The 24,506-nt window shown below is 42.5% G+C and carries 21 protein-coding genes; 11 read left to right on the forward strand and 10 right to left on the reverse strand.

The window, feature by feature from the left end:
- Nucleotides 1–104 precede the first annotated feature (104 nt).
- The 10 genes from KZC02_RS29530 (at nt 105) to KZC02_RS29575 (ending at nt 16,323) form a co-directional block, all read left to right on the forward strand.
- Nucleotides 105–695 carry an RNA polymerase sigma factor gene (locus KZC02_RS29530; protein WP_221391948.1) on the forward strand — a complete coding sequence of 197 codons (591 nt, stop codon included), beginning with the start codon at nt 105–107 and terminating at the stop codon, nt 693–695.
- Nucleotides 696–860: 165 nt separating this feature from the next.
- Entirely contained in the window at nt 861–2,051 is a 1,191-nt protein-coding gene (locus KZC02_RS29535) for a FecR family protein (protein ID WP_221391949.1), read from the forward strand.
- 231 nt (nt 2,052–2,282) lie between these two features.
- On the forward strand, nt 2,283–5,543 hold the full coding sequence (locus KZC02_RS29540; RefSeq protein ID WP_229253888.1) for a TonB-dependent receptor: 3,261 nt from the start codon (nt 2,283–2,285) through the stop codon (nt 5,541–5,543).
- A 13-nt stretch (nt 5,544–5,556) separates the two neighbouring features.
- A complete protein-coding gene (locus KZC02_RS29545; protein WP_221391951.1) occupies nt 5,557–7,254 on the forward strand; it encodes a RagB/SusD family nutrient uptake outer membrane protein in 1,698 nt (565 codons plus the stop codon).
- A 180-nt stretch (nt 7,255–7,434) separates the two neighbouring features.
- Nucleotides 7,435–8,367, forward strand: coding sequence for a S9 family peptidase (locus tag KZC02_RS29550; protein ID WP_221391952.1), 933 nt, complete (start codon nt 7,435–7,437; stop codon nt 8,365–8,367).
- Between the two features lie 47 nt (nt 8,368–8,414).
- Complete coding sequence (locus KZC02_RS29555; RefSeq protein ID WP_221391953.1) at nt 8,415–9,101, forward strand: GDSL-type esterase/lipase family protein; 687 nt, start codon at nt 8,415–8,417, stop codon at nt 9,099–9,101.
- A 14-nt stretch (nt 9,102–9,115) separates the two neighbouring features.
- Nucleotides 9,116–10,474, forward strand: a complete 1,359-nt coding sequence (locus tag KZC02_RS29560; RefSeq protein WP_221391954.1) for a glycoside hydrolase family 28 protein — start codon at nt 9,116–9,118, stop codon at nt 10,472–10,474.
- Between the two features lie 26 nt (nt 10,475–10,500).
- Nucleotides 10,501–13,440: a glycosyl hydrolase 115 family protein gene (locus KZC02_RS29565; RefSeq protein ID WP_221391955.1), complete on the forward strand. Its 2,940-nt coding sequence runs from the start codon at nt 10,501–10,503 to the stop codon at nt 13,438–13,440.
- Between the two features lie 6 nt (nt 13,441–13,446).
- On the forward strand, nt 13,447–14,853 hold the full coding sequence (locus tag KZC02_RS29570; protein WP_221391956.1) for a family 43 glycosylhydrolase: 1,407 nt from the start codon (nt 13,447–13,449) through the stop codon (nt 14,851–14,853).
- A gap of 168 nt (nt 14,854–15,021) precedes the next feature.
- Nucleotides 15,022–16,323 (forward strand): Gfo/Idh/MocA family protein, encoded by a 1,302-nt coding sequence (locus KZC02_RS29575; RefSeq protein WP_221391957.1) that lies wholly within the window; start codon nt 15,022–15,024, stop codon nt 16,321–16,323.
- 44 nt (nt 16,324–16,367) lie between these two features.
- On the opposite strand, the gene KZC02_RS29580 is transcribed toward KZC02_RS29575, so the two are convergent.
- From KZC02_RS29580 to KZC02_RS29615, 8 genes are all read right to left on the reverse strand, one after another.
- A complete protein-coding gene (locus KZC02_RS29580; protein WP_221391958.1) occupies nt 16,368–16,832 on the reverse strand; it encodes a DinB family protein in 465 nt (154 codons plus the stop codon).
- 80 nt (nt 16,833–16,912) lie between these two features.
- Nucleotides 16,913–19,570: an ABC transporter permease gene (locus KZC02_RS29585; RefSeq protein WP_221391959.1), complete on the reverse strand. Its 2,658-nt coding sequence runs from the start codon at nt 19,568–19,570 to the stop codon at nt 16,913–16,915.
- A complete protein-coding gene (locus tag KZC02_RS29590; RefSeq protein ID WP_221391960.1) occupies nt 19,567–19,905 on the reverse strand; it encodes a PadR family transcriptional regulator in 339 nt (112 codons plus the stop codon). Before KZC02_RS29590 ends, KZC02_RS29585 begins: the two co-directional genes overlap by 4 nt.
- Before the next feature lie 431 nt (nt 19,906–20,336).
- Entirely contained in the window at nt 20,337–20,591 is a 255-nt protein-coding gene (locus tag KZC02_RS33475) for an RHS repeat-associated core domain-containing protein (RefSeq protein ID WP_409014232.1), read from the reverse strand.
- Nucleotides 20,554–20,856 carry a hypothetical protein gene (locus tag KZC02_RS29600; protein WP_221391962.1) on the reverse strand — a complete coding sequence of 101 codons (303 nt, stop codon included), beginning with the start codon at nt 20,854–20,856 and terminating at the stop codon, nt 20,554–20,556. The genes KZC02_RS33475 and KZC02_RS29600 overlap by 38 nt, the downstream gene beginning before the upstream one ends.
- Nucleotides 20,857–20,877: 21 nt before the next feature.
- On the reverse strand, nt 20,878–21,108 hold the full coding sequence (locus KZC02_RS29605) for a hypothetical protein (protein WP_221391963.1): 231 nt from the start codon (nt 21,106–21,108) through the stop codon (nt 20,878–20,880).
- Between the two features lie 10 nt (nt 21,109–21,118).
- The gene (locus KZC02_RS29610; protein ID WP_221391964.1) at nt 21,119–21,553 is read right to left on the reverse strand and encodes a hypothetical protein; all 435 of its coding nucleotides are present in this window, start codon (nt 21,551–21,553) and stop codon (nt 21,119–21,121) included.
- Between the two features lie 146 nt (nt 21,554–21,699).
- Nucleotides 21,700–21,924, reverse strand: coding sequence for a hypothetical protein (locus KZC02_RS29615; protein ID WP_221391965.1), 225 nt, complete (start codon nt 21,922–21,924; stop codon nt 21,700–21,702).
- Here KZC02_RS29615 and KZC02_RS29620 point away from each other — a divergent pair.
- Nucleotides 21,923–22,195 carry a hypothetical protein gene (locus KZC02_RS29620; protein ID WP_221391966.1) on the forward strand — a complete coding sequence of 91 codons (273 nt, stop codon included), beginning with the start codon at nt 21,923–21,925 and terminating at the stop codon, nt 22,193–22,195. The genes KZC02_RS29615 and KZC02_RS29620 overlap by 2 nt on opposite strands.
- A gap of 394 nt (nt 22,196–22,589) precedes the next feature.
- On the opposite strand, the gene KZC02_RS29625 is transcribed toward KZC02_RS29620, so the two are convergent.
- Entirely contained in the window at nt 22,590–23,096 is a 507-nt protein-coding gene (locus KZC02_RS29625; RefSeq protein WP_221391967.1) for a hypothetical protein, read from the reverse strand.
- 61 nt (nt 23,097–23,157) lie between these two features.
- On the reverse strand, nt 23,158–24,468 hold the full coding sequence (locus KZC02_RS29630; protein ID WP_221391968.1) for an RHS repeat domain-containing protein: 1,311 nt from the start codon (nt 24,466–24,468) through the stop codon (nt 23,158–23,160).
- Between the last annotated feature and the right edge of the window lie 38 nt (nt 24,469–24,506).

Consider the following 24,506-nt stretch of genomic DNA (forward strand, 5'->3'; position numbering starts at 1 on the left):
AGTGTTGTTTGGTGGTAATCATCTTTGGAAAAAACAAATTTTAATTTAAAAAGTATAGTAGTTAGCTAAAAAAATTACTTTTACACGTCTAACTCCCTAATGGCGTGATACAGGATTCGAAACATAACACAGATATATGGAACGCCTTTAGGCTGGGGGATAAAAGTGCCTATGCCGATATCTATGAAAGTCATTTCGATGCGCTGTATTCCTATGGAAAGAAATTCCTGCCTGACGAAACACAGGTAGAAGACGCGATTCAGGATCTGTTTATTAATCTCTGGCGGACACGGGAAAAGCTTTCTCCTGTTGATAATATCAAATTTTACCTTTTCCGGAGTTTAAGAAGGGATATTCGCCGCATTAACGAAAAGGAAAAAACATTCGAGAAAGTTGATTTCGATAGTTTTGTTTTGATGAACGATCATCCCGGTGAGGAAAATACCATATACAATTCAGATGACGAATTGGCGCAGAAGTTAACTGCCATTCTTAAAAATCTTCCTAAACGACAGTTAGAAGCCATTACTTTAAGATATTACGAGAATTTCAGCATTGATGAAATTGCTGCTATCATGGATGTTTCCGAAAAAACGGTCCGTAATACCTTACACAATTCCCTCACTTTGCTTCGGAAGAATTCAAATCTCTTCTACTCGCTGATCAAACTGGCACTGGTTTACTTTTGGCAATAAACGACTCTTTGTTCTGGTTATTAAATTTACATAAGACCTCCGCTTTCGAGGGTCAGCTTTTGGCTTTTTAGTGGTCAAAAAATGCCTGCCTCACATTAAACTGATTGCCGATAGCTGATTGCCGAAAGCCCAAAAAAGTGATTGATAAATGAACTATTAGTTTTTTTGAAAAAAATATTAAAATTCTTTGGGTCAAATGGGTTAAAGCCTCCTTTGTATATATATAATGCAAAAGGAGTTGATACTAACCATCAGGCTTTGAAAAATTATAACGATTATAACACGGAAGATTTTTTTCAGGACGAGCGTTTTCGCAAATGGATGATATCCGGCGGAAATGAGGAATCCTTGTTCTGGGAAAATTTCAATAAACAGTATCCGGAGAAGTCGAACGACCTTCGCCTTGCGAAAAATTTATTTAACTCATTGCACCAGCTTCAGGCGGTACCGGATGGAGAGATAAAAGCAAGGATCTGGAATAATGTTGAACAGGTCGTCGAGGATTCGGATGTTGGAAACGAGACGAACCGCCCCGTTCGTCCTTTGTATAGATGGTGGTGGATGGCCGCTGCAACATTACTTATTGCGGGCGGACTGGCCTGGAACCTTCGGTCGGCGTTTATGGGTGCCCCGTTAGAGTATAAGAAACAGGTCAGTCTGGCGAAAACAACGTTACAGGAAACTGTGAATAATACCCGGACAGAGCAAACTGTTTTACTCATGGATGGTTCTTCCGTAAAATTGAAACCTGGAAGTAAATTGAGTTACTCCGATTTTTCTGAAAAGCAAAGAGTCGTTTATTTAGATGGAGAAGGGTATTTTGATGTGACAAAAGATAAGTCAAAGCCATTTATAGTTTATGCCGGTCACATTGTCGTTCAGGTTGTTGGTACAAGTTTCAAAGTGGTTTCCAGGACAGGTAATACGAAAAGTAATGTCTCTGTAATGTCCGGAAAAGTGAAGGTATTTTCTGCCGGGAAAATGCATGAAGTCGATAGCCAGAAGGAAGATCAGGCTGTATACCTGACTCCTAATCAGCAGGTTGCTTTTGATGCAAATACTAATGTTTTTGAAAAAGGGCTTGTTGCAGAACCTGTTCAGGTAGCTAAAACCGGAGGTGCAGAGGAATTTTATTTTACCAATACTTCCGTAAACGAAATTCTCAGGGAGCTTGAAACGGCCTACGGAGTAAAGATGCGCTTTAACAATACATCATTAGAATCCTGCAAAGTTACTGCTCCTTTAGGCGACCTGCCGTTATTCCGGAAACTGGATATTATATGCCAGACTATCGGTGCAACTTATGAAGTGTTTGGGACAGAAATTGTGATCTCCGGAGGGAGCTGTGATCTTTAAATATTCTATAACTTAAATATGAAATGTATGATTAGAAATTGACCTGAAAACAAAAAAAACTGAAAGCGCGGCCACGCTTCCAGTCTAAAAATCTCCCACGAAATCGATTGAACGATATTCCTGCGCTAACAGGAAGAGGGAATTGTATGTCCTATTTTAAACGCATTAAAACAAAACACGAGTAAAATTATGGAAAAGTTTTTCAATACTGGTCCTAAAACAGTGCTTATAATGAAATTATTAGGTGTTCCTCTTGTAATTATTCTCATGCTTGCAACGCTCGGTTTTGCAAAAGACGGGAACGCGCAGGACCTGATGAAGAGAACCGTTACGATTCACTTTAATAACAAGGAAATTGTTAAAGTTCTGACAACAATTGGCCATAAGGCTAATGTGAAATTTACGTATTTACCGGGCATATTTCCGGCTGAAACGAAGGTTACAATGGACTTCAAAAATGAACCATTGGAAAATGTTCTCCACCAGATACTTACACCTTATAATGTTGGTTATCAAACAAGTGGAGAATTTATTATACTTAAAAAATTGAATCCTACTCCAAAATCTTCCATGTCGGATGGCAGAAACGATGTGCCGAGGATAATGGATGAAATTACCATAACCGGAAAAGTAACCGACGAAAAGGGTGAAAGCCTGCCTGGTGTGAGCATCATTCTGAAAGGCACACAGCGCGGAACAGTGACTGATATAGAAGGTGCATATTCATTTAATGTTCCGGACAAAGGAGCAGTTTTGGTATTCAGTTATGTGGGTTATCTGCAAAAGGAAATTCAGGTAGGTAACCAGACGAATATTGCTACCCAGTTACTTGTTGACAATAAAACACTTGAAGAAGTAGTGGTTGTAGGATATGGTACTGTGAAAAAGGCGGATGTCACAGGCGCTATTGCGTCGGTGGACGGAACCCGGATTGCAAGAGCCGCAACGCCGGATGCAACGGGGGCTTTACAGGGAACGATGCCTGGGGTTGTGGTGGTGAAAAATGTAGGGAAGCCAGGTAGCGGTTACAATATCAATATCCGTGGTGTCAGCTCGATCGGCGGGTCAAATTCACCCTTATTTGTCATCGACGGAATTCCTTCCACGGCTGGTATCAATGAACTGAACCCGGCAGATATTGAGAAAATTGATATTTTGAAAGATGCATCAGCAACTGCCATTTACGGTTCGAGAGGCGCGAAAGGTGTTGTGATCGTAACTACAAAAAGAGGAAAATCAGGTAAAACGACTATTTCCTATGATGCGTATGCAGGTGTGAGAACGCCCACGCATTTGCCTGATATGTTTGACGGAAATGAATATGTTGCGTTTCGTACTGAAATGTTCAAAGCACAAGGCAAAGACATTTCCAGGACCAATACCACATTTTTCACACCCGAACAATGGAAAAATATTGACGAAGGGAAGTTCACCGACTGGCCCAAACTTATATTGAAAAATGGCTTGCAGATGAACCACAATCTCACGGCCAGTGGCGGAGACGATAAAACACGATTTGCGATCAGCGCCGGTTTGCTTTTGGAAGATGGCAACGTGAAACCTGAGCAATTCAAGCGTTATACTTTACGGGGGAATATTGATCGCCAGATTACAGCGAAGTGGAAAGTAGGATTAAATATTTATTTTTCTCAAAATCTTACAAACCAGGGAAGTTCAGAGGCTTTGAGATCGGCTTACCGCTTGCCGCCTATGGCTTATCCGTATAACGAAACAGGCGCTCCGGCATTCCGTGTATATGGCACGAATTCAGTCACAAATCCACTTTTTGATCAGGATAACGAAATTCGCCAGAGCCGGAATTCAAGAACTTTTGGCAATATCTATGTGCAGTTTGAACCCATCAAATACTTTACTTTAAAGTCGACGATTTCGCCTAATTATTCAGCTGAAAGAAGCGGATTTTACTTTGGGCCACTTACAAAACAAAGCCTTGGCGGTTCTGTTCCTACGCAGGGATCCAATTCCAGCAAAGAACAATTGACCTGGGTTTGGGATAATCAGGCTACCTATGAGCGGCAATTCGGGTTACACAAATTGACGGCTACCGCTGTACAAAGTATGCAGAAGGATCGTCTTGAAAGCAGTACCATTACAGTCGACGGGTTGCCTTACAAATCATTATGGTACAATCTGTCAACAGGTGGCCGGGTTTTGGGATACGGTTCAAATTATACAAAGTCGACCCTGGCTTCGGCAATGGGCAGGGTTAATTATAGCTATAAAGACAAATATTTGTTGACCGCAACGGGTCGCTGGGACGGATCATCCAGGCTTGCAGAAGGCAATCAGTGGGGCTTTTTCCCATCAGCATCGGTGGCATGGAGAATCTCCGAAGAGCAATTTATCAAGACGATTTCTGCTATTAACGATCTTAAACTACGTGTAAGTTACGGCGTTACGGGAAATGACAGAGTTGAACCCTATTCTACCCAGGCAACACTGACGCAAACGTTTTATGATTTTGGAGGCACTTTCGCACAAGGTTATGCTCCGAACCAGCTTCCGAATAAAAACCTGACCTGGGAAACCACACATGAAATTAATGTGGGTCTGGATTTTGGTCTTTTGGGTAACCGTGTTTCAGGAAGTATTGACGTGTATAACAGGCTGATCGACAACATTCTTTTGAGTCGTCAGCTACCAGCTCCATCCGGATTTAGTTCTATTACCGATAATGTGGGAAAACTGAAAAACAGCGGTGTTGAAGTGGGATTGAGCACGATCAATGTGCGTGCAGGAAAATTTATGTGGAAAACAGATTTTGTCTTCGATAAAAACAAAAATGAGATCCTTGAACTGAATGGTGGGAAAAAAGATGATGTCGGCAACAAATGGTTTATCGGGCAGCCGGTTCAGGTCAATTATGATTACGTTTCTGACGGAATCTGGCAGCAGAATCAAATAGATGAGGCAAAAAAATACAACCAGACTCCGGGACAAATCCGGGTGAAGGATCTGGATGGCAACGGCGTGATCAACGCTACGGATCGTCAGATTATTGGTAAGCGCGTTCCAAGCTGGACAGGTTCGTTTTCAAACACATTCCGTTATGGTAATTTGGATCTGTATGTGCAGGTTTACACCCGCCGTGGAGAGCAGTTTGTCAGTTCGTTCGATGCGACTTTGATGAACTATAACCAGGATTACAACCAGGTAAAGGTCGATTACTGGACAGCCAGCAACCCTTCGCAGACACACTTCCAGCCGGGAAATCCTGGTCCGTATACAGTGATCCCAACTTACCGGAAGGTTGATTTTACAAGAGTCAGTAACATCACATTGGGTTATAATCTGCCAAATAGTCTGGTTAAGAAGTTCAATATCAGCAATCTGCGATTCTATGCCACGGCTACCAATCCTTTCCTGTTCACCAAATACGAAGGATTTGACCCGGAATGGCCTGCGACCAATACGTACGGAACGGCCGTGAGTACATCTTCATACCTGTTTGGAATCAACCTTGCATTTTAATCCATAGCAACCGATGAAAAAGATATTTTATACATTAATAATAGCCGCAGCAGTAGGACTGGCATCTTGCAACGAGTTTTTGACAGAAGAAAACATAAGTGGCGTAACCAGTGAAAACTTTTATGTGGATGCAGCCGGATACGAAAAACTCGTTAACTCGTGCTATTCATCCCTTCGTGACATTTACAAAACAGATCCAAAACTTTTTGCCTGGGGAACCGATACGGAAACCCGAGGAGAAATCGAATCCGTAAGCGGAACAGTGGGAGACCGGGTTGTGCGCGCCACACAGCTGAACGAATACAAAACTCTGTCTTCGGACAACTCAGGTGTCAACGAGATTTTTTCCGCACTTTATGCCGGGATTCAAAGATGTAACACGGCTATAAACAGGGCAAACGGCATCCCGGGTTTGGCGGAAGCGACTAAAAATAAACGTGTTGCCGAAGTACGTTTTATCCGGGCCTATTTCTATTATTTGCTGGTAGAAAACTTTGGAGGCATTCCTATTGTGGAGGATGAAATCAATACACCGGTTACGCATTTTGTACCCAATTCTGAGCAGGAAGTGTATGATTTTATTGTTCAGGATCTGAATGCATCAGCGGGCACTGTGGATGCAACGACCACAGAATTCGGAAGAATTACGCAAGGTGCCGTAAAACATTTGTTGTCTCTGATCCATTTGACGCGCGGCTATAAAACATTTGCAGCAGGTGATGATTTTGCAAAATCTGCCCAGTATGCCGAGGAAGTAATTGCGGGTGGGACTTACAGTCTGCTTCCTTCTTTTGCCGATGTGTTCAAGTCTACAAATCAGAAAAACAGCGAGATTATTTTCTCGATTCAGTTTGACCCAACAAGTCTGGAAAACAAAGTAGTAGGTCATGGTCAGAACCTTTTCTTTGGCTGGCGGATATTCCGCGAACCCGGATTTTACGATGGGGAATATGCAGTATATAGCAGAAGGACCAGCGATTTTATGCCAACCCAGTTTCTTTACACCCTATACAACACGGCAAAAGACACACGTTATGACGGTACTTTTTTAAGTCAGTTTTATGCCGTGCGGGATGACAAACTTGGTGCTAATGATATTAAAAAAGGGGACCTCCGGTTTTACTTCCCATATCCCGACCGTCCTTTTACAGCCCAGGATTCGGTTGCTTTGAAAGCTGCAAATCCCAATGTTGAAATCGTGCGATTTGAAAGATGGAAACAGGATTTCCAGGGAATAGGCGGGGCATTGAAATTCCCGATGATCAACAAATTCTTCGATCCGCTGGCCAGTTTTCCCAACAATAACGAGGTCGGTTACAGCTCAACCCGCGATGTCTTTTTGTTCCGTTTCGCTGAAACTTACCTGCTGGCTGCCGAAGCTTATTTCAAGTTGGGGCAATTGGATAAAGCAGCTGAAAAAATCAATGTTGTCCGCAAACGTGCTGCCGCAGCAGGACAGAGTCTGGACATTACAGCAGCGGAAGTAACGATCGATTTTATTTTGGACGAACGCGCAAGAGAGCTGGCAGGTGAATACAAACGCTGGCTGGATCTGAAACGTACCCGCAAACTGGGCCGCGCTTTTGAACATAATATCCTGACAAAACTTGCCAATCCGGGCGGCGTAATCGACAAATATTACCTAAGGCCAATTCCTCAGACGGTCATTGACAGGGATACAGAAGGATATCCGCAGAATCCGAGTTATTGAAGTTAAATGATATTTTGCTGTCACCCAGAGCCTGTTCTGGGTGACAGTAATGGAACGAAAAAAGCGCTCTGGTTTACAACCCTAAATTTATTTTCATTAATGAAAGCCCTAGTGAAGTTCTTCTTGTGTTTCCTGATTTTGTTAACGCATGAAACTTCATATGCCCAAACAAAACCAATTTTGGCCGATGAAAAGCCTTCAGAAGAAAGTTATATCAAATTTGACGATACCAGAAACATTACCTGGCCAGCCGATTTTAAAGTCGTTGAAAATGTTTCCGGAATGGATCAGAGCGTTCAAAAATCTTACTTCTACAAAACAAAATCGGCTGAACCAAAACCGCTGATTGTTTCACTGCACACGTGGAGTGGGGATTACACACAGAAAGATGACGTTGCAGCGATATGCAAAGAGAAAGACGTAAACTACATTCATCCTGATTTTCGTGGTGCCAATGTAATTACCAGCGCTTGTTGTAGTGAACTGGCATTAGCGGATATTGATGATGCGATCAGCTACGCAATCAAAAATGCCAAAGTTGACACTGCGAAAATATATGTCATTGGCGTAAGCGGTGGCGGTTATGCGACGCTTGCCACTTTTATGAAATCAAAACATCGTATCAGGAAGTTTTCGGTATGGGCTTCGATTTCCGATTTGACGGCGTGGTATCATGAAAGCACAATATTGGGAAATAAATACGCAAAAAACATTTTAAATTGCACGGGTTCTCAAAGTGAGTTGAATGTAAAAAATGCCCGGTACAAATCACCTTTGTATATGCCTGGCCCTGGCAAAAACCGGGAGGGTGCAACACTGTATATTTTCGCAGGCATTTATGATGGCATTCAGGGCAGTGTACCTATTACGCACTCCATTAATTTTTACAATAAGCTTTTAACTGACTTGTCCGTGGCTGACAAATCCCAATATGTTTCGGATGCTGAAAAACTGAATCTGCTTGAATTTCGGCGTCCGTTGGGAGCACTGGGGACAATAGGTGGTAGAAAAATTTGTCTGCAAAAAGAATACGAAAATTTTAAACTAACCATTTTTGAAGGCAATCACGAAATGCTTTCAACCTTCGCTGTCGAGCAATTATTGGATCAGTAAGTTTCGGACAATGAGTGTATTATAAGACAAAATTATTTGTTAAGTAAATGATAACCAGATACATATTTATACTTTTCTTTTTGATTTCAAGCCACTTGCCGGCTCAGTCTGTAAACCCAACTTCGGTAAAGCCGAATATTTTTACTTTGGGTGATAGCAACGGCACTTATCCGCACAGCTGGCCTCAGCAGCTGGCTTCGGCCATTCCCGGTGCACAGGTTTTTAACATCAGCAAAAGTGGAAGGACAATTGGTTTTCTCAATTTGGGTGATAGTACTTTAAATTCCCTTTTTGTAATAGACCAAAATCTTAAAAAAGCAGCTGAATTTACCGGAGAGCGACCGTACGATTTTGTGATTTTGGAGCTCGGTACAAATGACGCCAAAAACGTTTTCGCCGCCTTGCAACATGAAGTCTCTTTGAACTTGGAAAAGCTCGTAACGAAAATCAAAAACAGTCCATATCCGGTGATCAGCAAGGCGAAAATCATCATTATTTCGCCACCGCCATATGGTTCAAAAGCGCTGGGCACGGATAAATATGCTGGTGGAGATGATCGCGTCAAACAAATGAGCACGGAATTCGAAAAAGTAGCACATCGTAATGGTTGTATTTTTATAAATGGCTATAAAACCATTGGGCATCATATAGAAACCATGACCACAGACGGGCTTCACCTGGATTCTGCCGGTTCAAGGGCATTAATTGAACCCATTCTTAATATCATTTATTAGTAAATTTTAACCACATGAAACAACGAATTGTTGCCATTTTATTCTGCGCTTCATTATTGCTTGCCTATATCGCGCAAGCGGAGGTTCCTACCGTCAAATTGAAAGTGAAGGCACATTTTGCTATGCCCGATATTCTGGTTCCGGATTTTAGCAAAAGTAAAAAACTGCTTATTACGGATTTTGGAGCAGTACAGGGAGATAAAATAAAAACATCGCAGGCTATTGCAAAAGCCACTACGGAAGCGAATAAGCTTGGCGGAGGAATCGTTGTGATTCCCGAAGGCGAATGGCTGACCGGAAAAATTCACCTTAAAAGCAATGTTAACCTGCATTTAAATAAAGGTGCTGTTTTACTATTTTCAGAAAATCCGGATGACTATTTGCCGGCTGTCCACAGTACATGGGAAGGTCTGGAATGTCTTAATTATTCCCCGCTGATTTATGCTTACGAGTGTAAAAACATTGCTATTACCGGCGAAGGAGAGTTAAAAGCCAAACTCGATGTATGGAAAGAATGGTATGCACGTCCGAAGCCGCATATGGAAAGTATCAAGCGTCTGTACAATCTGGCTGCTGCTTATACGCCTGTCGATGAGCGCCAAATGGTGAATGATACTGCCCATCTTCGCCCGCAGTTTATCCAGTTTAACAGGAGCGAAAATATTTTGTTAGAAGGCGTTACCATTACAAACAGTCCCTTCTGGACGATCCATCCTTATCTATCCAAAAATGTGGTAATCCGGAAAGTAAAAGTATATGCGCATGGACATAACAATGATGGTGTAGATCCCGAAATGAGCCAGAATGTGTTGATAGAAGATTGCGTTTTTGACCAGGGAGATGATGCTATTGCTATCAAATCGGGGCGAAATCCGGAAGGATGGCGGTTGAAAACGCCTTCAAAAAACATTGTGATCCGTAACTGTATTGTTAAAAACGGACATCAGCTGGTTGCGATCGGAAGTGAACTTTCCGGCGGAATTGAAAACGTGGATATCAGCAATTGTCAGGTAATTGATGGTGCGAAACTGAATCATTTGTTATTTATCAAAACCAATGAACGCATGGGCGGATACGTGAAAAACATTTACGCGTCGAATCTCACAGCGGGTAAAATTGATCTCGGTGTACTCGGTATTGAAACCGACGTATTGTATCAATGGCGGACTTTGGTACCAACTACGATCCGCAAACTCACGCCGATCTCGGATGTTTATTTGAGCAATATTACTGTCAAAGATGTACAGTTTGAATCCAGAATATTAGGCCAAAAAGAGTTGCCTGTCAAAAATGTATCCATGAAAAATATTGTCACCAATACGATACACGACAAAAAAGAAATTCACGAAAACGTGCTCAACTTCCAGAATTGAGAGCATTTAAATACAAACCCCTTTACATGAAAATGAAGATATCAAGGTTTATTGCGGCATTTATCCTGATCGCAACGGGGAATCAATATGCCGCAAATGCATCACAGTTTGATCTCGTAACGGCACAAAATAAAGTATCAATTTATTACCAAAAAGGAGATACGAAACTTGATTCCATTGCGGCGAATTTGCTGGCCTCTGATATCCAGTTAGTGAGCGGATATCTGCCAAAAGTTTACAACGATATTTCGACTGCAAAGGGAAATGTTATCATCATTGGCCGGGCGGATTCGGAGTTAATTATGGGTTTTGGAAACAAAGCTGTTGATCAGAGTTTGAAAGGAAAGTGGGAATCTTACTCACTCAGAATTCTTGTAAGACCTTCAAAGAACATTTCCAACGCGCTGGTGATTGCGGGAAGTGATGCACGGGGAACGGCATACGGTGTGTTTTCCATTTCGGAAAAAATAGGAGTGACGCCCTGGTATTGGTGGGCTGACGCAACACCGAAAACCCAGAAATCGCTTTCTCTTAATATTGAAGATTTTACCTCAAAAGCACCTTCGGTTAAGTTCAGAGGCATTTTTATCAATGACGAAGACTGGGGATTACAGCCCTGGGCGGCCAAAACTTTTGAACCTGAAACAAAAGATATCGGCCCGAAAACGTATACGAAAGTTTTTGAACTGCTCCTGCGCCTCAAAGCAAATCTGATCTGGCCGGCCATGCACCCGAGTACAAAAGCATTTTACCATTATCCGGGCAATATCAAAGCGGCCGAAGATTATCAGATTGTAGTCGGCTCTTCACACGCAGAACCGATGCTCAGAAACAATGTAAGTGAATGGGACGAAAAAAGCATGGGGCACTTTAATTACCTGACAAACAGGAAGAAAGTTGACGAATATTGGGAATCGCGGATTAAAGAGAGCAGTAAGGTCAACGGCATTTATACAACCGGAATGCGTGGGATTCACGACGGCGAAATTCAGGGCGTGAAAACGATGGAGGAAACTGTTCCGTTGCTGGATACGATTATAACTTCGCAACGGAATATGCTTAAAAAGTATGTAAATGCGGATATTACCAAAGTGCCGCAGGTATTCACACCCTACAAAGAAGTACTCGAAATATATGATGCTGGCCTGAAAGTGCCGGATGATATTACCCTGGTGTGGCCGGACGATAATTATGGATACATTCAGCGGCTAAGTAACGCAGAAGAAAATAAAAGAGCAGGCGGTTCGGGTGTTTATTATCATGTGTCTTATTGGGGCAGGCCTCACGATTATTTGTGGCTGGGTACGTCGCATCCTGCACATATTCGCGAAGAAATGACCAAAGCTTATGCAATGAACGCGAGACAGTTATGGGTGTTGAATGTGGGTGATATCAAGCCTAATGAATATTCCACGCAACTTTTTATGGACATGGCTTATGATATAAAGCCATTTGAAGAATCTGTCTTTTCTTTCACCCATTTGCAAAATTGGTTGACCACAATTTTTGGAAATAAAACATCAGTTTCTGTTGCCAAGGCACTTTGGAAATATTACGACCTGGCTTTTGAGCGCAAGCCCGAATATATGGGTTGGAGCCGGACGGAGCCAACTACGGAAGTGAATTTCACTGCGTACAATCACAACTATTACAACGATCAGGCCCAACTTAGAATTGATGCTTACGATCAGTTGGCGGCGGATGTCGAAGCTATCAGTGCCAATATCCAGCCAAAAGACAAGGATGCTTTTTTCGAATTGGTAGCCTATCCGGTTAAAGGAGCGACGTTGATGAATAAGAAATTCCTATATCGAGACAAAGCTTATTTGTATACCAAACAGGGCAGATTGAGTGCTCAATCGTATGCTTCGTTATCTAATGAAGTGTATGAAAAAATCGCCGATGAAACTAAATTCTATAACACAAAACTGGCAGACGGAAAGTGGCAGGGCATGATGGATATGTTTCCAAGAGAGCTTCCGGTTTTTAAATTACCCGTTTTTGATTTGCCCAAAACAAAAAATTTACCTGCTTTTCGTGCGCTACCAGAAGGTTACAAAAATGTTGATTCCAGTTCAAATTCCACAATTCAGCATCAGTTTTCGCTTCCTGAATTTAATAAATGGAACAAGCCGAAATATTTCATCGACGTATTTTTATGTCGGAATGAAAAAAAGACTTTTACTGTAAATTCTTCTGAAAACTGGATAAAAATAAGTGCTGTAAAAGGGGAATTAACTCCGGACGGATTGAACAGTCAGCAGCGTATTTGGGTGGAAATCGACTGGGTTAAAGCACCGGTTCAGAAGTTGTTAAAAGGAAATATTATTGTCAAAACGGATGATGATCAATATGAATTTAATGTAGCAGCCAACAATGCCGGAACGCAGGATCTCGAAAGTTTTAAGGGCCACATTGAAGCCAATCATTATTTGTCAATCAATGCTGTTGACTACACAAACATTAAAAACACCAGATCCCGCCAGTGGAGCATCGTGGATGGATTGGGTTCCAATGGCAAAGCTCTGGAAGCATTGCCATTGATTGAAAAACCAGCTGATGGTGATTTGGATACAATGAAAGTGAAAAGCAATCCCTCGGTTGAATACGATTTTTACACGTTCCATCAGGCAACTGCAAACCTTACGATTTCTTCGTTACCTACGTATCCGCTCAACAAAAATTTTGAATTGCGATACGGCATCAGCATTGATGGCGGTCCGGTAAACATATTCAATTTCAAAACTTTTGGCCGAAGCGACGAGTGGAAAAATAATGTATTGAGCAACTCAGCTCAACGTACTTTGAAGGTGCAGGATCTGAAAGCGGGCAAACACAAACTGACAATCCATATGATCGATCCGGGAGTGATTTTGACGCATATTTTTATTGACCTGGGCGTTGCTCAGCCGTTTTACGGATTGCTTCCTTCAAGCTATAACAACACAGTTATTAGCAGTAAATAACCACTTATGAAATTTGTCACAATTCTTCTTTTCTTCTTCGTTTTGCATACCAGCAATTGTTTGGCACAGAAACCAAAACAGTATGACGCGATCTATTCCGGTACTCCCTGGTTTGACGATAAGGGAAACATCGTAAGTGCTCACGGAGCCAACATTGTGAAAGAAAATGGCCGGTACTTCCTGTTTGGTGAGGCGCATTCGGATACCAGCAACGCGTTTGCCGGGTTCAATTGTTACTCATCGGCTGATTTATACAACTGGAAATTTGAGCGTGTAGCACTCGCTCCGCAAGCAAACGGAAAGCTGGGGCCAAACCGGGTAGGGGAGCGCGTGAAAGTAATGAAGTGTCCTGATACAGAAGAATTTATAATGTATATGCATGTTGATACGCTTGGCTATAAAGACCAGTTCGTGGGTTATGCAACATCCGGAACAATTACGGGACCTTATGTTTTTCAGGGACCGTTACTATTTGATGGTCAGCCAATTAGGAAATGGGATATGGGCATTTTTCAGGATCAGGACGGATCGGGTTATGTGCTGATACATGGCGGCGAAATTTACAAGCTCAACAAAGACTATAAAAGTGTCAGTGAGTTGGTAAATAAAAATATGACTTCCGGCTTTGAATCGCCTGCCATTTTTCGGAAAGACAGCATTTATTATTTTTTAGGGTCGCATCTTACAAGCTGGGAAAAAAATGAAAATTACTATTATACCTCTAACGCATTGAAAGGACCGTGGCAGCATCGGGGAACGTTTACACCCGAAGGCACACTAACCTGGAACTCACAGACTACTTTTGTTTTACCTATTACCGGCTCGAAGGACACGACCTTTCTGTTCATGGGCGACCGGTGGTCTTACCCTAAACAGGCTTCCGCCGCAACATACGTCTGGCAGCCATTGACCGTATCCGGTCACTCTATTTCTATTCCCGGGTTTCAGGAAGCATGGCAAGTCAATACTTCAACCGGTGTAAGATCTTCCAAAAAGGTTACTGACAAAATTCTGGAACGTGCAGACAGAAGAATTTCCTATTCCGGAAACTGGCAGGATGAAACTTCAAATCCGACAGCAGGACGTATTTCCCAGGAAAAAGGTGCTTCTTTCTCCGTGAGTTTTACAGGAACTCAGATCGGCTGGTACGGTCAGGCGAGTCCAAAAGGAGGATATGCAAAACTCATTTTGCGAAACAAAAAACAAAAAATAGTGCTGTCGTCAATCGTTGACATGTACTGCAACTATGCCGAATCATCACTAAAATTTTTAAGTCCTTTGCTTTCAAAGGACGACTACACATTGACGGTATCCGTTTTGGGAGAACGTCCAAACTGGTCTGACAAAAGGAAAGCTAATTATGGAAGTACGGGTTATGAGGTTTCTTTGGGTAAAATTGTTTTGAAAGAGTAATTTTAGAGTCGCTGGTTATTTTATTGGAATGATTTCGTCAGATTTCTTGTAAAAACCTGCTTTCAAAATGGAGGATTTGAACGCATGTTGGTTTATGATTAAGTAGAATTATAGTATTTTATATTTATACTATTCTGCTATCTACAAAATTGCATTTGCTTTAATCATATGGCCACAAGAAGAAAATTCATCAGCTCGACTTCTGCAATAGTTGCTTATACAGGAGTTTCGTCGTTCTTGCCTGTTTCCTTATCTGCATTCCCAAAGATATTTGCACTTGCTGATACAATCCGGGTTGGAGCGATCGGAATTAATGGCATGGGCTGGGCGGACCTGAATGCTGTACTTAAAAATCCGGGTGTTGAATGTGTGGCCTTATGCGATGTAGATAAGAATGTGTTGGATAAGCGTGCTGCTGAACTTTTGACCAGGGGTATTAAAGTAAAGACATACAATGATTACCGCAAGCTACTTGAAGATAAAAATATCGATGCGGTTGTAATCGGTTCTCCCGATCATTGGCATTGCCTGATGATGGTCGAAGCCTGTCAGGCCGGAAAAGATGTGTATGTGGAAAAGCCAATTGGAAATTCAATTGCTGAATGCCGGAGCATGGTTGCTGCACAGGAACGTTTTAAGCGTGTGGTGCAGGTTGGGCAGTGGCAGCGGAGCCAGAAACATTTCCGCGATGCAATTGAATTTGTGCATTCCGGCAAGCTTGGTAAAATTGGTCTGGTAAAGGTTTGGGGTTATTTTGATTATGGCGCGCCATTAACAAATCTTCCCGACAGCGCTCCCCCGATGGGTGTTGATTATGATATGTGGCTGGGACCGGCGCCAAAAAGGCCGTTTAATCCCAACCGGTTTCATGGAAAATTTCGTTGGTATTGGGACTATGCAGGGGGAATTATGACTGATTGGGGCGTTCATTTGCTCGACTACGCTTTGTTAGGTATGAAAGCTTCCGCACCCAAAAGTGTATCTGCTGCCGGTAGTAAGGTGCTCAATTTCGGCGTTGATGCCCCGGACACACTTACGACTGTTTTTGAATATGATGACTTTAATATTCAGTGGGAACACGCCATTGGTTTCGGCGCAGGTATATATGGTCGCGAGCACGGCATTGCATTTATGGGAGGAAACGGAACGCTTGTCGTGGACAGAAACGGTTGGGAAGTGGTGGCGCAAGGAAAAAAGATGGAAGCCGTAACGCTCCAAAAGTCTTCAGATAACGGACTGGACCTGCATGCAAAGAATTTCATTGAAGTGATCCGGTCACGAAAATTGGAAGATTTGAATGCACCGATTCAGATTGGTTCTGAGGTTGCGATCCTGTCGCATATGGGAAATATTGCTTACCGCACCGGTAATAAGATCCATTGGAACCAGGAGAAAGGAAAGTTTGACGAATCAGTTGCCAACCAGCTTATCACCAAAGAATATCACAACGGGTACAAAATTCCTGGTTGAAGCCTGCTATAATTAAGCTTTATTTATATAAATACGAATGCTGGTCATGCCGGAAAAAATCTGGCAAAAAGAATATAATCTGTCGAGGGAGGTGCAAGATCAAGTTCCCGTATTCGCCTGATAATCTGGCCACGGTGATAAGTCCCATGATTTACCATATGGCAAAGCGTATCTTGTATGGTTGTCTGGCAAGATACGCCGGCCATATTTTTATATGAAAGCAATTTACCAAAGTCATCCACATTCAGGCTCCTGATATAATCAGCCCATAATTTGCCATTTGACTCCAATTCAATGACCATCTCAGGATTAATATTTTGTATGCTCCAAACCGGTACGTCATCCTGCCGGCCAATAGTGCGTTTGTACCAATTGACCTGTGCGAGTAAAATGTGGCTGAGCAATTTTACGCAATCATGATCTGTAATGGCGTGTTCCAGCAAATAATTTCCAATGATTTTATTTGCCCAATCATTGTAACGGAAAAGGCGGATGAAATAATCGTTCATTTTAATGTATAAATTTGTCAGTAAGATATTCTTAAATTATTGCCCGGCAGATTGTATATACTATCTGCCGGGTTAAGTATTTATTCGCTCCGTAAACTTTTTGCCGGGTTCATTAGTGCAGCACGGACCGATTGGAAACTAACCGTCAGAAACGCTATCAAAACAGCGAGCAATCCGGCTTCAATAAATATCAATACGCTGATATTTATTCGGTAAGGGTAATTTTGCAGCCATTTATCAATAGCATAATAAGCCAGTGGAAATGCAAAAACAAATGATATACAAACCAGTTTCAGGAAGTCGGAAGTTAGCAACCGGGTAATACTGGTGACTGAGGCACCCATAACCTTGCGGATGCCAATTTCCTTATTGCGTCTTTGGGCGGAAAGTGTGGCCAAACCGAACAGGCCAATGCAGGAAATAAAGATCGTCAGAATGGTTCCGAAAAGCATAATCTGCTTCCACTTCGCTTCTGATTCATAGCGTTTTATATTCTCGTCGTCCCAGAACTTGTAAGAATAAGGATTAAGCGGGAACAGCCGGGTGTAGGTTTCTCCAATGTGCCGGAGACTCGTGGTTTCGGTGCCAGGTTTGATCTTGACAAAAAAACCGCCAAATGTATTGCCAGCTTTCATAGTGAAAACCTGCGGGCCGATTTTTTCACTCAAATCAGTATAATGGTAATCCTTCACAACGCCCGCAACCGTATACTTGGCCTTGTCATACCAAAAGTCGACAACTTGTCCGATAGGATCCTTCCAGCCTGCTTTCCTGACAAATGTTTCATTCACGAGCACATGAAGAGCAGAATCAGAAGGGAAATCAGCAGAAAAATTGCGGCCTTTGAGTATCGGAACATGTATCATTGGCAAGAATTCCGGATCTACCGTTTCATAAGCAAAACTGATTTCGGTATTTCCATTTACTTTGGCGGAAGTGAACCAACGGCCACCGTTTTTTGGTGCCACAGCAATGATATCAGGGTCTTTTTCCAATTCCTGTCTGAGTAGTTGCGCTTCCTGCCTGGTAAGATTGGACTTTTCGACATGGACAAGGTGTTTGTCGCTATACCCCAGATCCTTGTTTATCAGGTAGTCGAATTGAGATTGTATAGTGAGTGTACCGATAATGAGGAAGGAGGCAATAGTAAACTGCAGAACGACCAATGAAGTCTGCAGATAATTTTTGCCTGAAAGCTGCATTCGGTTATAGAGCGTTGTCACAGGATCATAACCCGATAATACCAATGCAGGATAAAATCCAGCCAGTAAACCTGTGGTTAGGAAAAGTGCGAAATAGACCAGAATGAGCTTTATATCAAAAAGATAGGAGAGGGCAAGTTCCTTGTTGGCAAGGTGGTTAAATGTTGGTAAGGTGAGCTGTACGAGCACGAGCGCAAAAATAAACGCAGCCAGGCAAAGCAAAAAAGATTCACCAAGAAACTGGATGATCAGCTGCATGCGGCCTCCGCCAACTACTTTCCTTACTCCAATTTCTTTCGCACGTTTTAAAGAGCGGGCCACCGTCAGGTTTACGAAATTGATACAGGCAATGGCAAGTATAAAAAGCGCAATACCGGTGAGGATATACGACAGTTTTGGATTACTATGATCTACCAAGCCATTGTCGCCGGGTAAATCGCTGCTCAGGTGCATATCTGTATAGGGCTGAAGGCTGTATTGAACCTTGTCCCTGAATCCAAACTTTTCGATTCCTTCCTGGATTACTTCCCTGGCGTCGATATTATAAACCTGGTTCATCTTACGTTCCACAAGTTTTACATTTGCTCCCGGTTCGAGTACCACGAAGGTGTTCATGAAGGTGTTAAACCAATTCGTGCTTTTCTCCATTTCGCCATGATTGGTCAGCATGGGGATTATTATATCAAATTTTATGGATGAATTCTGAGGTGATTTTTGAGCAACGCCAGTCACTGTATATGGTTCAAAGCGGGCATCTTTATCAAAACTATCTTTCATCAGGATCGTCTTTCCGAGTACATCCTTACTGCCGAAATGTTTCTCAGCCATCCCTTCCGAAATCACCACAGATTTGCTTTGGCTCAGTGCAGTATGCGGATTTCCGCTCAGCAATGGGAATGTGAATACAGAAAAGAAAGAAGAATCAACACGATAAGTTGTTTCACTCTTAATTTGGGTACCTTTCTTAACATCGTTTTGATGCCCGTGATATCGCATAAAAGAGCGGATTTCCGGCACACCTGCGGCAAACTTTGGCCCCTGCAAATATCCGGTATTTCCCTGTACACCAACCTTTTTGCCGGCAGGAGAGATATACTGACTGGTTATCCGATAGATGTTCGGATTATTTACATGGAATTGATCAAAGCTGATTTCGTCTTTGGTGTAGAGCAGTATCAGCATGGCAGCGGCCAAACCAATGCTCAGGCCGATTACATTTATAAAGGAATAAACCTTGTTGTGGGCCAGGGTTCTCCATGCAATTGTGAAATAGTTACGGATCATATCAGGGCTTATCATGTAGGTGGTGGAATAAGGGGATTTTTGTCTTTTAATGTATCTGGGTTTCAGAAAACCCAATGCTTCCTGTAAATAAAATAACTGCGCTTTTCTCAAACCAGCTTTCCCGACCTGATAATTGAATTCTTCATGTAGATCACCCAAAATGGTTTCAATCAGGTGCGGGGCGCAAATGCGGCATAGCAGTTTATCGGCCCAGACTGGCGGGCGTAAAGGCCGGTTTGGGTTTGTTTTCATAGGTCGAGAGCGAGGGTAAAAGGTTTTACAAGACGTGACCAAAGATTTTCTCTTACTTCTCTTACCTGCTGTAGGGTACGCTGGCCATAAGCAGTTAACGAATACAACCTTTTCCGCCTTCCGCCACGTTCTGCTGTTGGCTCGCCCATATCCGATTTTACCATTCCTTTTTCTTCCAGGCGCTGTAATGCAGAGTGGATCTGGTTTAACCTAACCGCACGTCCGGTTTGCTCAGCAATTTCGTGCGTGAGTGCAACGCCATAGGCAGAACTGTCGAGGGCAGCAACAGTCAGAAGTACAATTTCCTCAAATTCTCCGAGGTAGGCTCTGTTCATGATTTACCATTAGTTCCATATTTGCTGATAAAATACTTTGCCAGATAAATTTATTTAACATAATGCATTTTAAGTCAGATTATTATGATTTTTTCCGATGTCGAAAAGTGTTCATTTACGGACAGTAATTGTTCGGGTTTGTCAAGGAGTCTGGTGGGCAGATTTATTGTTATGTATTAATCTTTTTAACAGGGTTTTACAAAAAATTAATAACTGATTTTTATAACCTATATTAAAATAGTCAGCTTATACTTTGTCTAAATTCATTAGAAGATGATCTTAACTATTGTATATTTTATTTACCTGATCACATTTTCTATCAAAGGCACTCCAGGAGCTCACACAAACTTCCACTCTGGCATTATTTTGAACAGAATAAATTATTCAAAGTCATGAATTTAAAGTATATTTTGAAATAACGTGGAATTGTATTAAACTGAAATTCTTACTTTCCTGCCTTCAATAACAGCACAGATCCGCCGTAAACAGCTCTGGTTATCAAATGAGTAATGATGCGGAGAAAATTCTAATTGTCCTTCAGTTTCAGGGTCAATAGTGGTGAACCTGTCGGTTGTTGGATCGTAAAACCGCTGCATCAAATCCAGATAACCTGTTTCCGCCTGCTTCTCGCGCCCAATAAAATTGTATTTACTCGTCCCTGCCGTCCTGGGAATCGCCAAACCCAAAAGGGAAGTACCCGGTCTCTTGTAAAAGTGTACCTGCTTCGTTTATTACTTGCCGGGTATTGCCAAGGTGATCTTTCAGGTAATATTGGAAGGAATAGTCACTGGCATTGGCACCGTTGTTGGTAATTGCGATCTGGCCTTCTTCGGTCCCGATACGTGTAAGGTAATTACTGCTGTTGTAGTCAAAGATACCTGAATATTTGGTGTTATCCGTTCCGCGCCGCATCCGCAGCTTAGAAGCGGTAGCATCATAGTGATACTGCATAATGAGATTGTTGATGACAACTTACCTGGTCAGGTTCATCATATTGCACCAGATGCCGCCATCGGCGATACCCAGGTTTTTATCCTGAACTACGTTGCCGTTGCCGTCGTACCTGTAATCTTCAGTGTCAGCAGAAGAACCATTGTTAAAATCCTCTGTCGAGCTGGCGTCCGTCACCTTCGTCAGGCGGTTGCCATTGTCGTAGACATAGGTCAGGTCATCCCAGGTAGCTGTACCCTTTTTTCGCTGCAAGGCTTTGATGTTACAGTTGAACCGGGGTCGCGTACGACTCGTAGGCCGAAATTGTTTCGCTGTATTCGTAGTTAGACCCTTCACCCTTTGTCAGGCGGTTCGCGTTATCATAGGAAAATTTATAGCCTACCCACGCACCGCCCTGGCGCCAGAGCATCTCGCCGATATTGCCATTGTACTGAGGGGTGGCCGCATTCGCATATTTGAGCTCAACACCAAAGTTATCTCCGGCACCTGTCTTACCATTTACTTTACTCATCCCGCCCCTGGGGATATAGCCATAGTCCAGCTGCTCCCGGAAATTACTGCCATCTGCCGAGTTCAGAAACTTCTTTTTCAGCTGTCTAAGTGCATTGTAACGGTTGGCAGCCACCACAATTTTCTTTCTCTCGGCGGTGCCGCTGCTCTCTGTCCCACAAACTTCCAAAGCAAAGTTTGAAGGCAAACTGGTTTCGAATTCATTTTACTATAGAAACTGGAAACTTCACAATGATAAAAATCTGTGAAGACACAGACTACGGTTGAGACGTTTTCATAACCAAGACAGAAGTGACAATTCATTTTCGCTTCTGTCTTGGTTATGAATAAGTATTATGGCGCTGTCAGCGTAATGGTATTGTAGTCCGTGGTGATCGAAGTCGTAGCGGTATTTACCACCGCATAAAAGCGGTAGGTGCCTGGATTAAGCAAGGCTGCCGGCCACTTGCCATTGGCAGCGCCTTCCGCAGCAGACAAGGTGTAAACACCGGGCCGGCTGGCATCGGCTACCGCAAAACCCATTGTGTTAGGGAATCCGCCATCAATGGTTGCGGCCATGACTTCCACGCTGCTGATGGTGCTGTCCGTTGGAACACAGGTAGTGATGCTGATGGCAGTGGTCACCCGTCCGGCGGTCGTGCTGGCTGTGCCTACTACACTGGCATTGTTGGCCGGCGAGAGCACGCTGGCCGTCAGCACTGAACAGCTGGAAGGTGCTGTTGGTATAACAGTACCGACTTTATCGCCTTCATCATCACATCCCATACCGAAGAAAAAGAGCATAAATACCAGAATTGTGCTAAAAATAGTTTTCATGATTGTTGTTTAATTATTAATTATTCAGAGGACACGATTTTTACAACATTAGTTGTAAAAATCGTGTTCAGAAGCAATAAATAGATTTAATATAGGAATATAGCTGAATTGTAGAGAATTTAAAATACCTTATTTTTAAATATTGACTCATCAATGCAATAATTAGGAAAAGAAAGCCAGCTTACATGTTTCCTTTAAGTTAAGAACCTAAGTTAGACTGAATTTTATAATTTAATAAAGCTAACAGGCATGATAGGAGAGTAGTCCAAACTGTCAACTTATTTTAGTAACACACGAAAATGCCTAATCGCGTAAAAGTACACAAATACGCTGGTAGGTGACATTGACATTGCCATTGGCCGCAGTGGCATAATGGAACGTGTGAGAGCGCATTCGCCTCAATCAATCTACTCAAAAGTCATCTGCTTTTTAAACTGATTTGCCTTTATTTTAGACTCACAGCCTTCAACCAAAATATTTCGACCTTTTGATAATTGGAAATGAAACAAGTATTCCTTACTATTCTTAATTACAAACAATTTTATTGATTGCTTGGCAGCAAAAGGAATTCTATGTTGCAACCCATTTACAATTTTGACTAACTCATTAGACTTGGAATCATAATATACGCCCGCATTAGATACTCCAGTCGAAAAATCAGAATTTATAATAACCTTGTCTAAGACTAAAAAGTCATTAATAGAAAGGCTGATGGTGTCCTGGTGGAAACAATCCCCAATAGCAATTAAGAATATTCCTTCTTTTTCTTTTGCTAATTTCCTATTCATGCAAGATGCAAGGCAGAGGATAACAAGAAGCAAAACACTTTTACTTTTCATCATTTGAATCAGTTTTGTTTTCCACGATTTAGGGCTCCCACGCCATACATTTGGTGTATTCTCTTTATTTGCCAAGGTTCGATTTTGGTTCCTGCCGCAGGTTGCCCTGCCGAATTCATGTCTTGCGATTGGTGCATTAAGTTGCGAGGGAAATCACTTGTTGTATATGGTGCGCCCGTAGCTGGGTTAGTTTCATTTTTCGGGTGGCCAAGTACTGCACTGTGCCCAAGTTCATGCGCTCCCGTTCTGGCGTAATTTCCCCCTTTTCTATGTAAACCACATTCTGACCAACTGGTCCAAAACCTTCAATGTTGCCACCAGGGGGATCTTCTTGTCCAATAGTAGTTGCTACGTCATCCACTATTCTAAAGGCATGATCGCTTGCCTCTAACGGATTATTTTGAGCACTGGCTACTGTGATATTTGTAGTTGTCTGATATTCTATATTCTTATCCCCGCCGCTAAATGACTTTTGGATCTGCTTGCTAATTTGCTGTGATATTCTATTCAATTGTTTACTAGTAAACCCCTTAGATGTATTGTCAACCACTTTACCACTTACATTAATCTTATATAGGTCCTTTCCATTTGCCCCCCCTCCCTTAACGTAGTTTACAGATATTGAGTCTCCATTGATATCAACCAAATTGACAGGATTATTTGCGGTATATTGATATGAGGATAACCCATAATATTTCTCTGAGTATCTATCGGTAGTTCCAAACCGCCCAATTTCCGGCAAATACATCCTAGCCCCATAGTCGAGCCAACCAGTTTCCGGCTGTTTTTCCTTACCATTATAGAGATATTTGTTAGTTCCTGCCGTTCTAGGAATCTCCAACCCAAAAGGAAAATAATCAGTCTCCTGTAAAAGTGTACCAGCCTCGTTTATTACTTGCCGGGTATTGCCTAGGTGATCTTTCAGATAATATTGAAAGGAATAGTCACTGGCACTGGCACCGTTGTTGGCAACAGTAATCTGGCCTTCGTCGGTCCCAATACGGGTAAGATAATTACTGCTGTTATATTCAAAGATTCCGGCATATTTAGTATTTTCCGTGCCGCGCTGCATCCTTAGCTTCGAACCGGTTGCATCGTAATGATACTGCATGGTGAGACTGTTTATAGCCACTTCTCTGGGCAGGTTCAGCATATTGTACCGTATACCGCCATCGGCGATACCCCGGTTTTTATCCTGAACCGTGTTGCCGTTGCCGTCGTACTTGTAATCCTCGAGGGCAGCCGAAGAACCGTTGTTAAAACCTTCTGTCGAGCCCGCATCAGTCACCTTGGTCAGGCGGTTGCCATTGTCGTATACATACGTCAGATCATCCCAGGTAGCTGCACCCTTTTTCCGCTGCAGCGCTTTGATGTTACAGTTGAACCGGGGTCGCGTACGACTCGTAGGCCGAAATTGTTTCGCTGTATTCTTAATTCGATCCTTCACCCTTTGTCAGACGGCTGGGTACAGGCATTCTCAAGTGG

The organism is Dyadobacter sp. NIV53, assembly GCF_019711195.1.
Taxonomy (GTDB): domain Bacteria; phylum Bacteroidota; class Bacteroidia; order Cytophagales; family Spirosomataceae; genus Dyadobacter.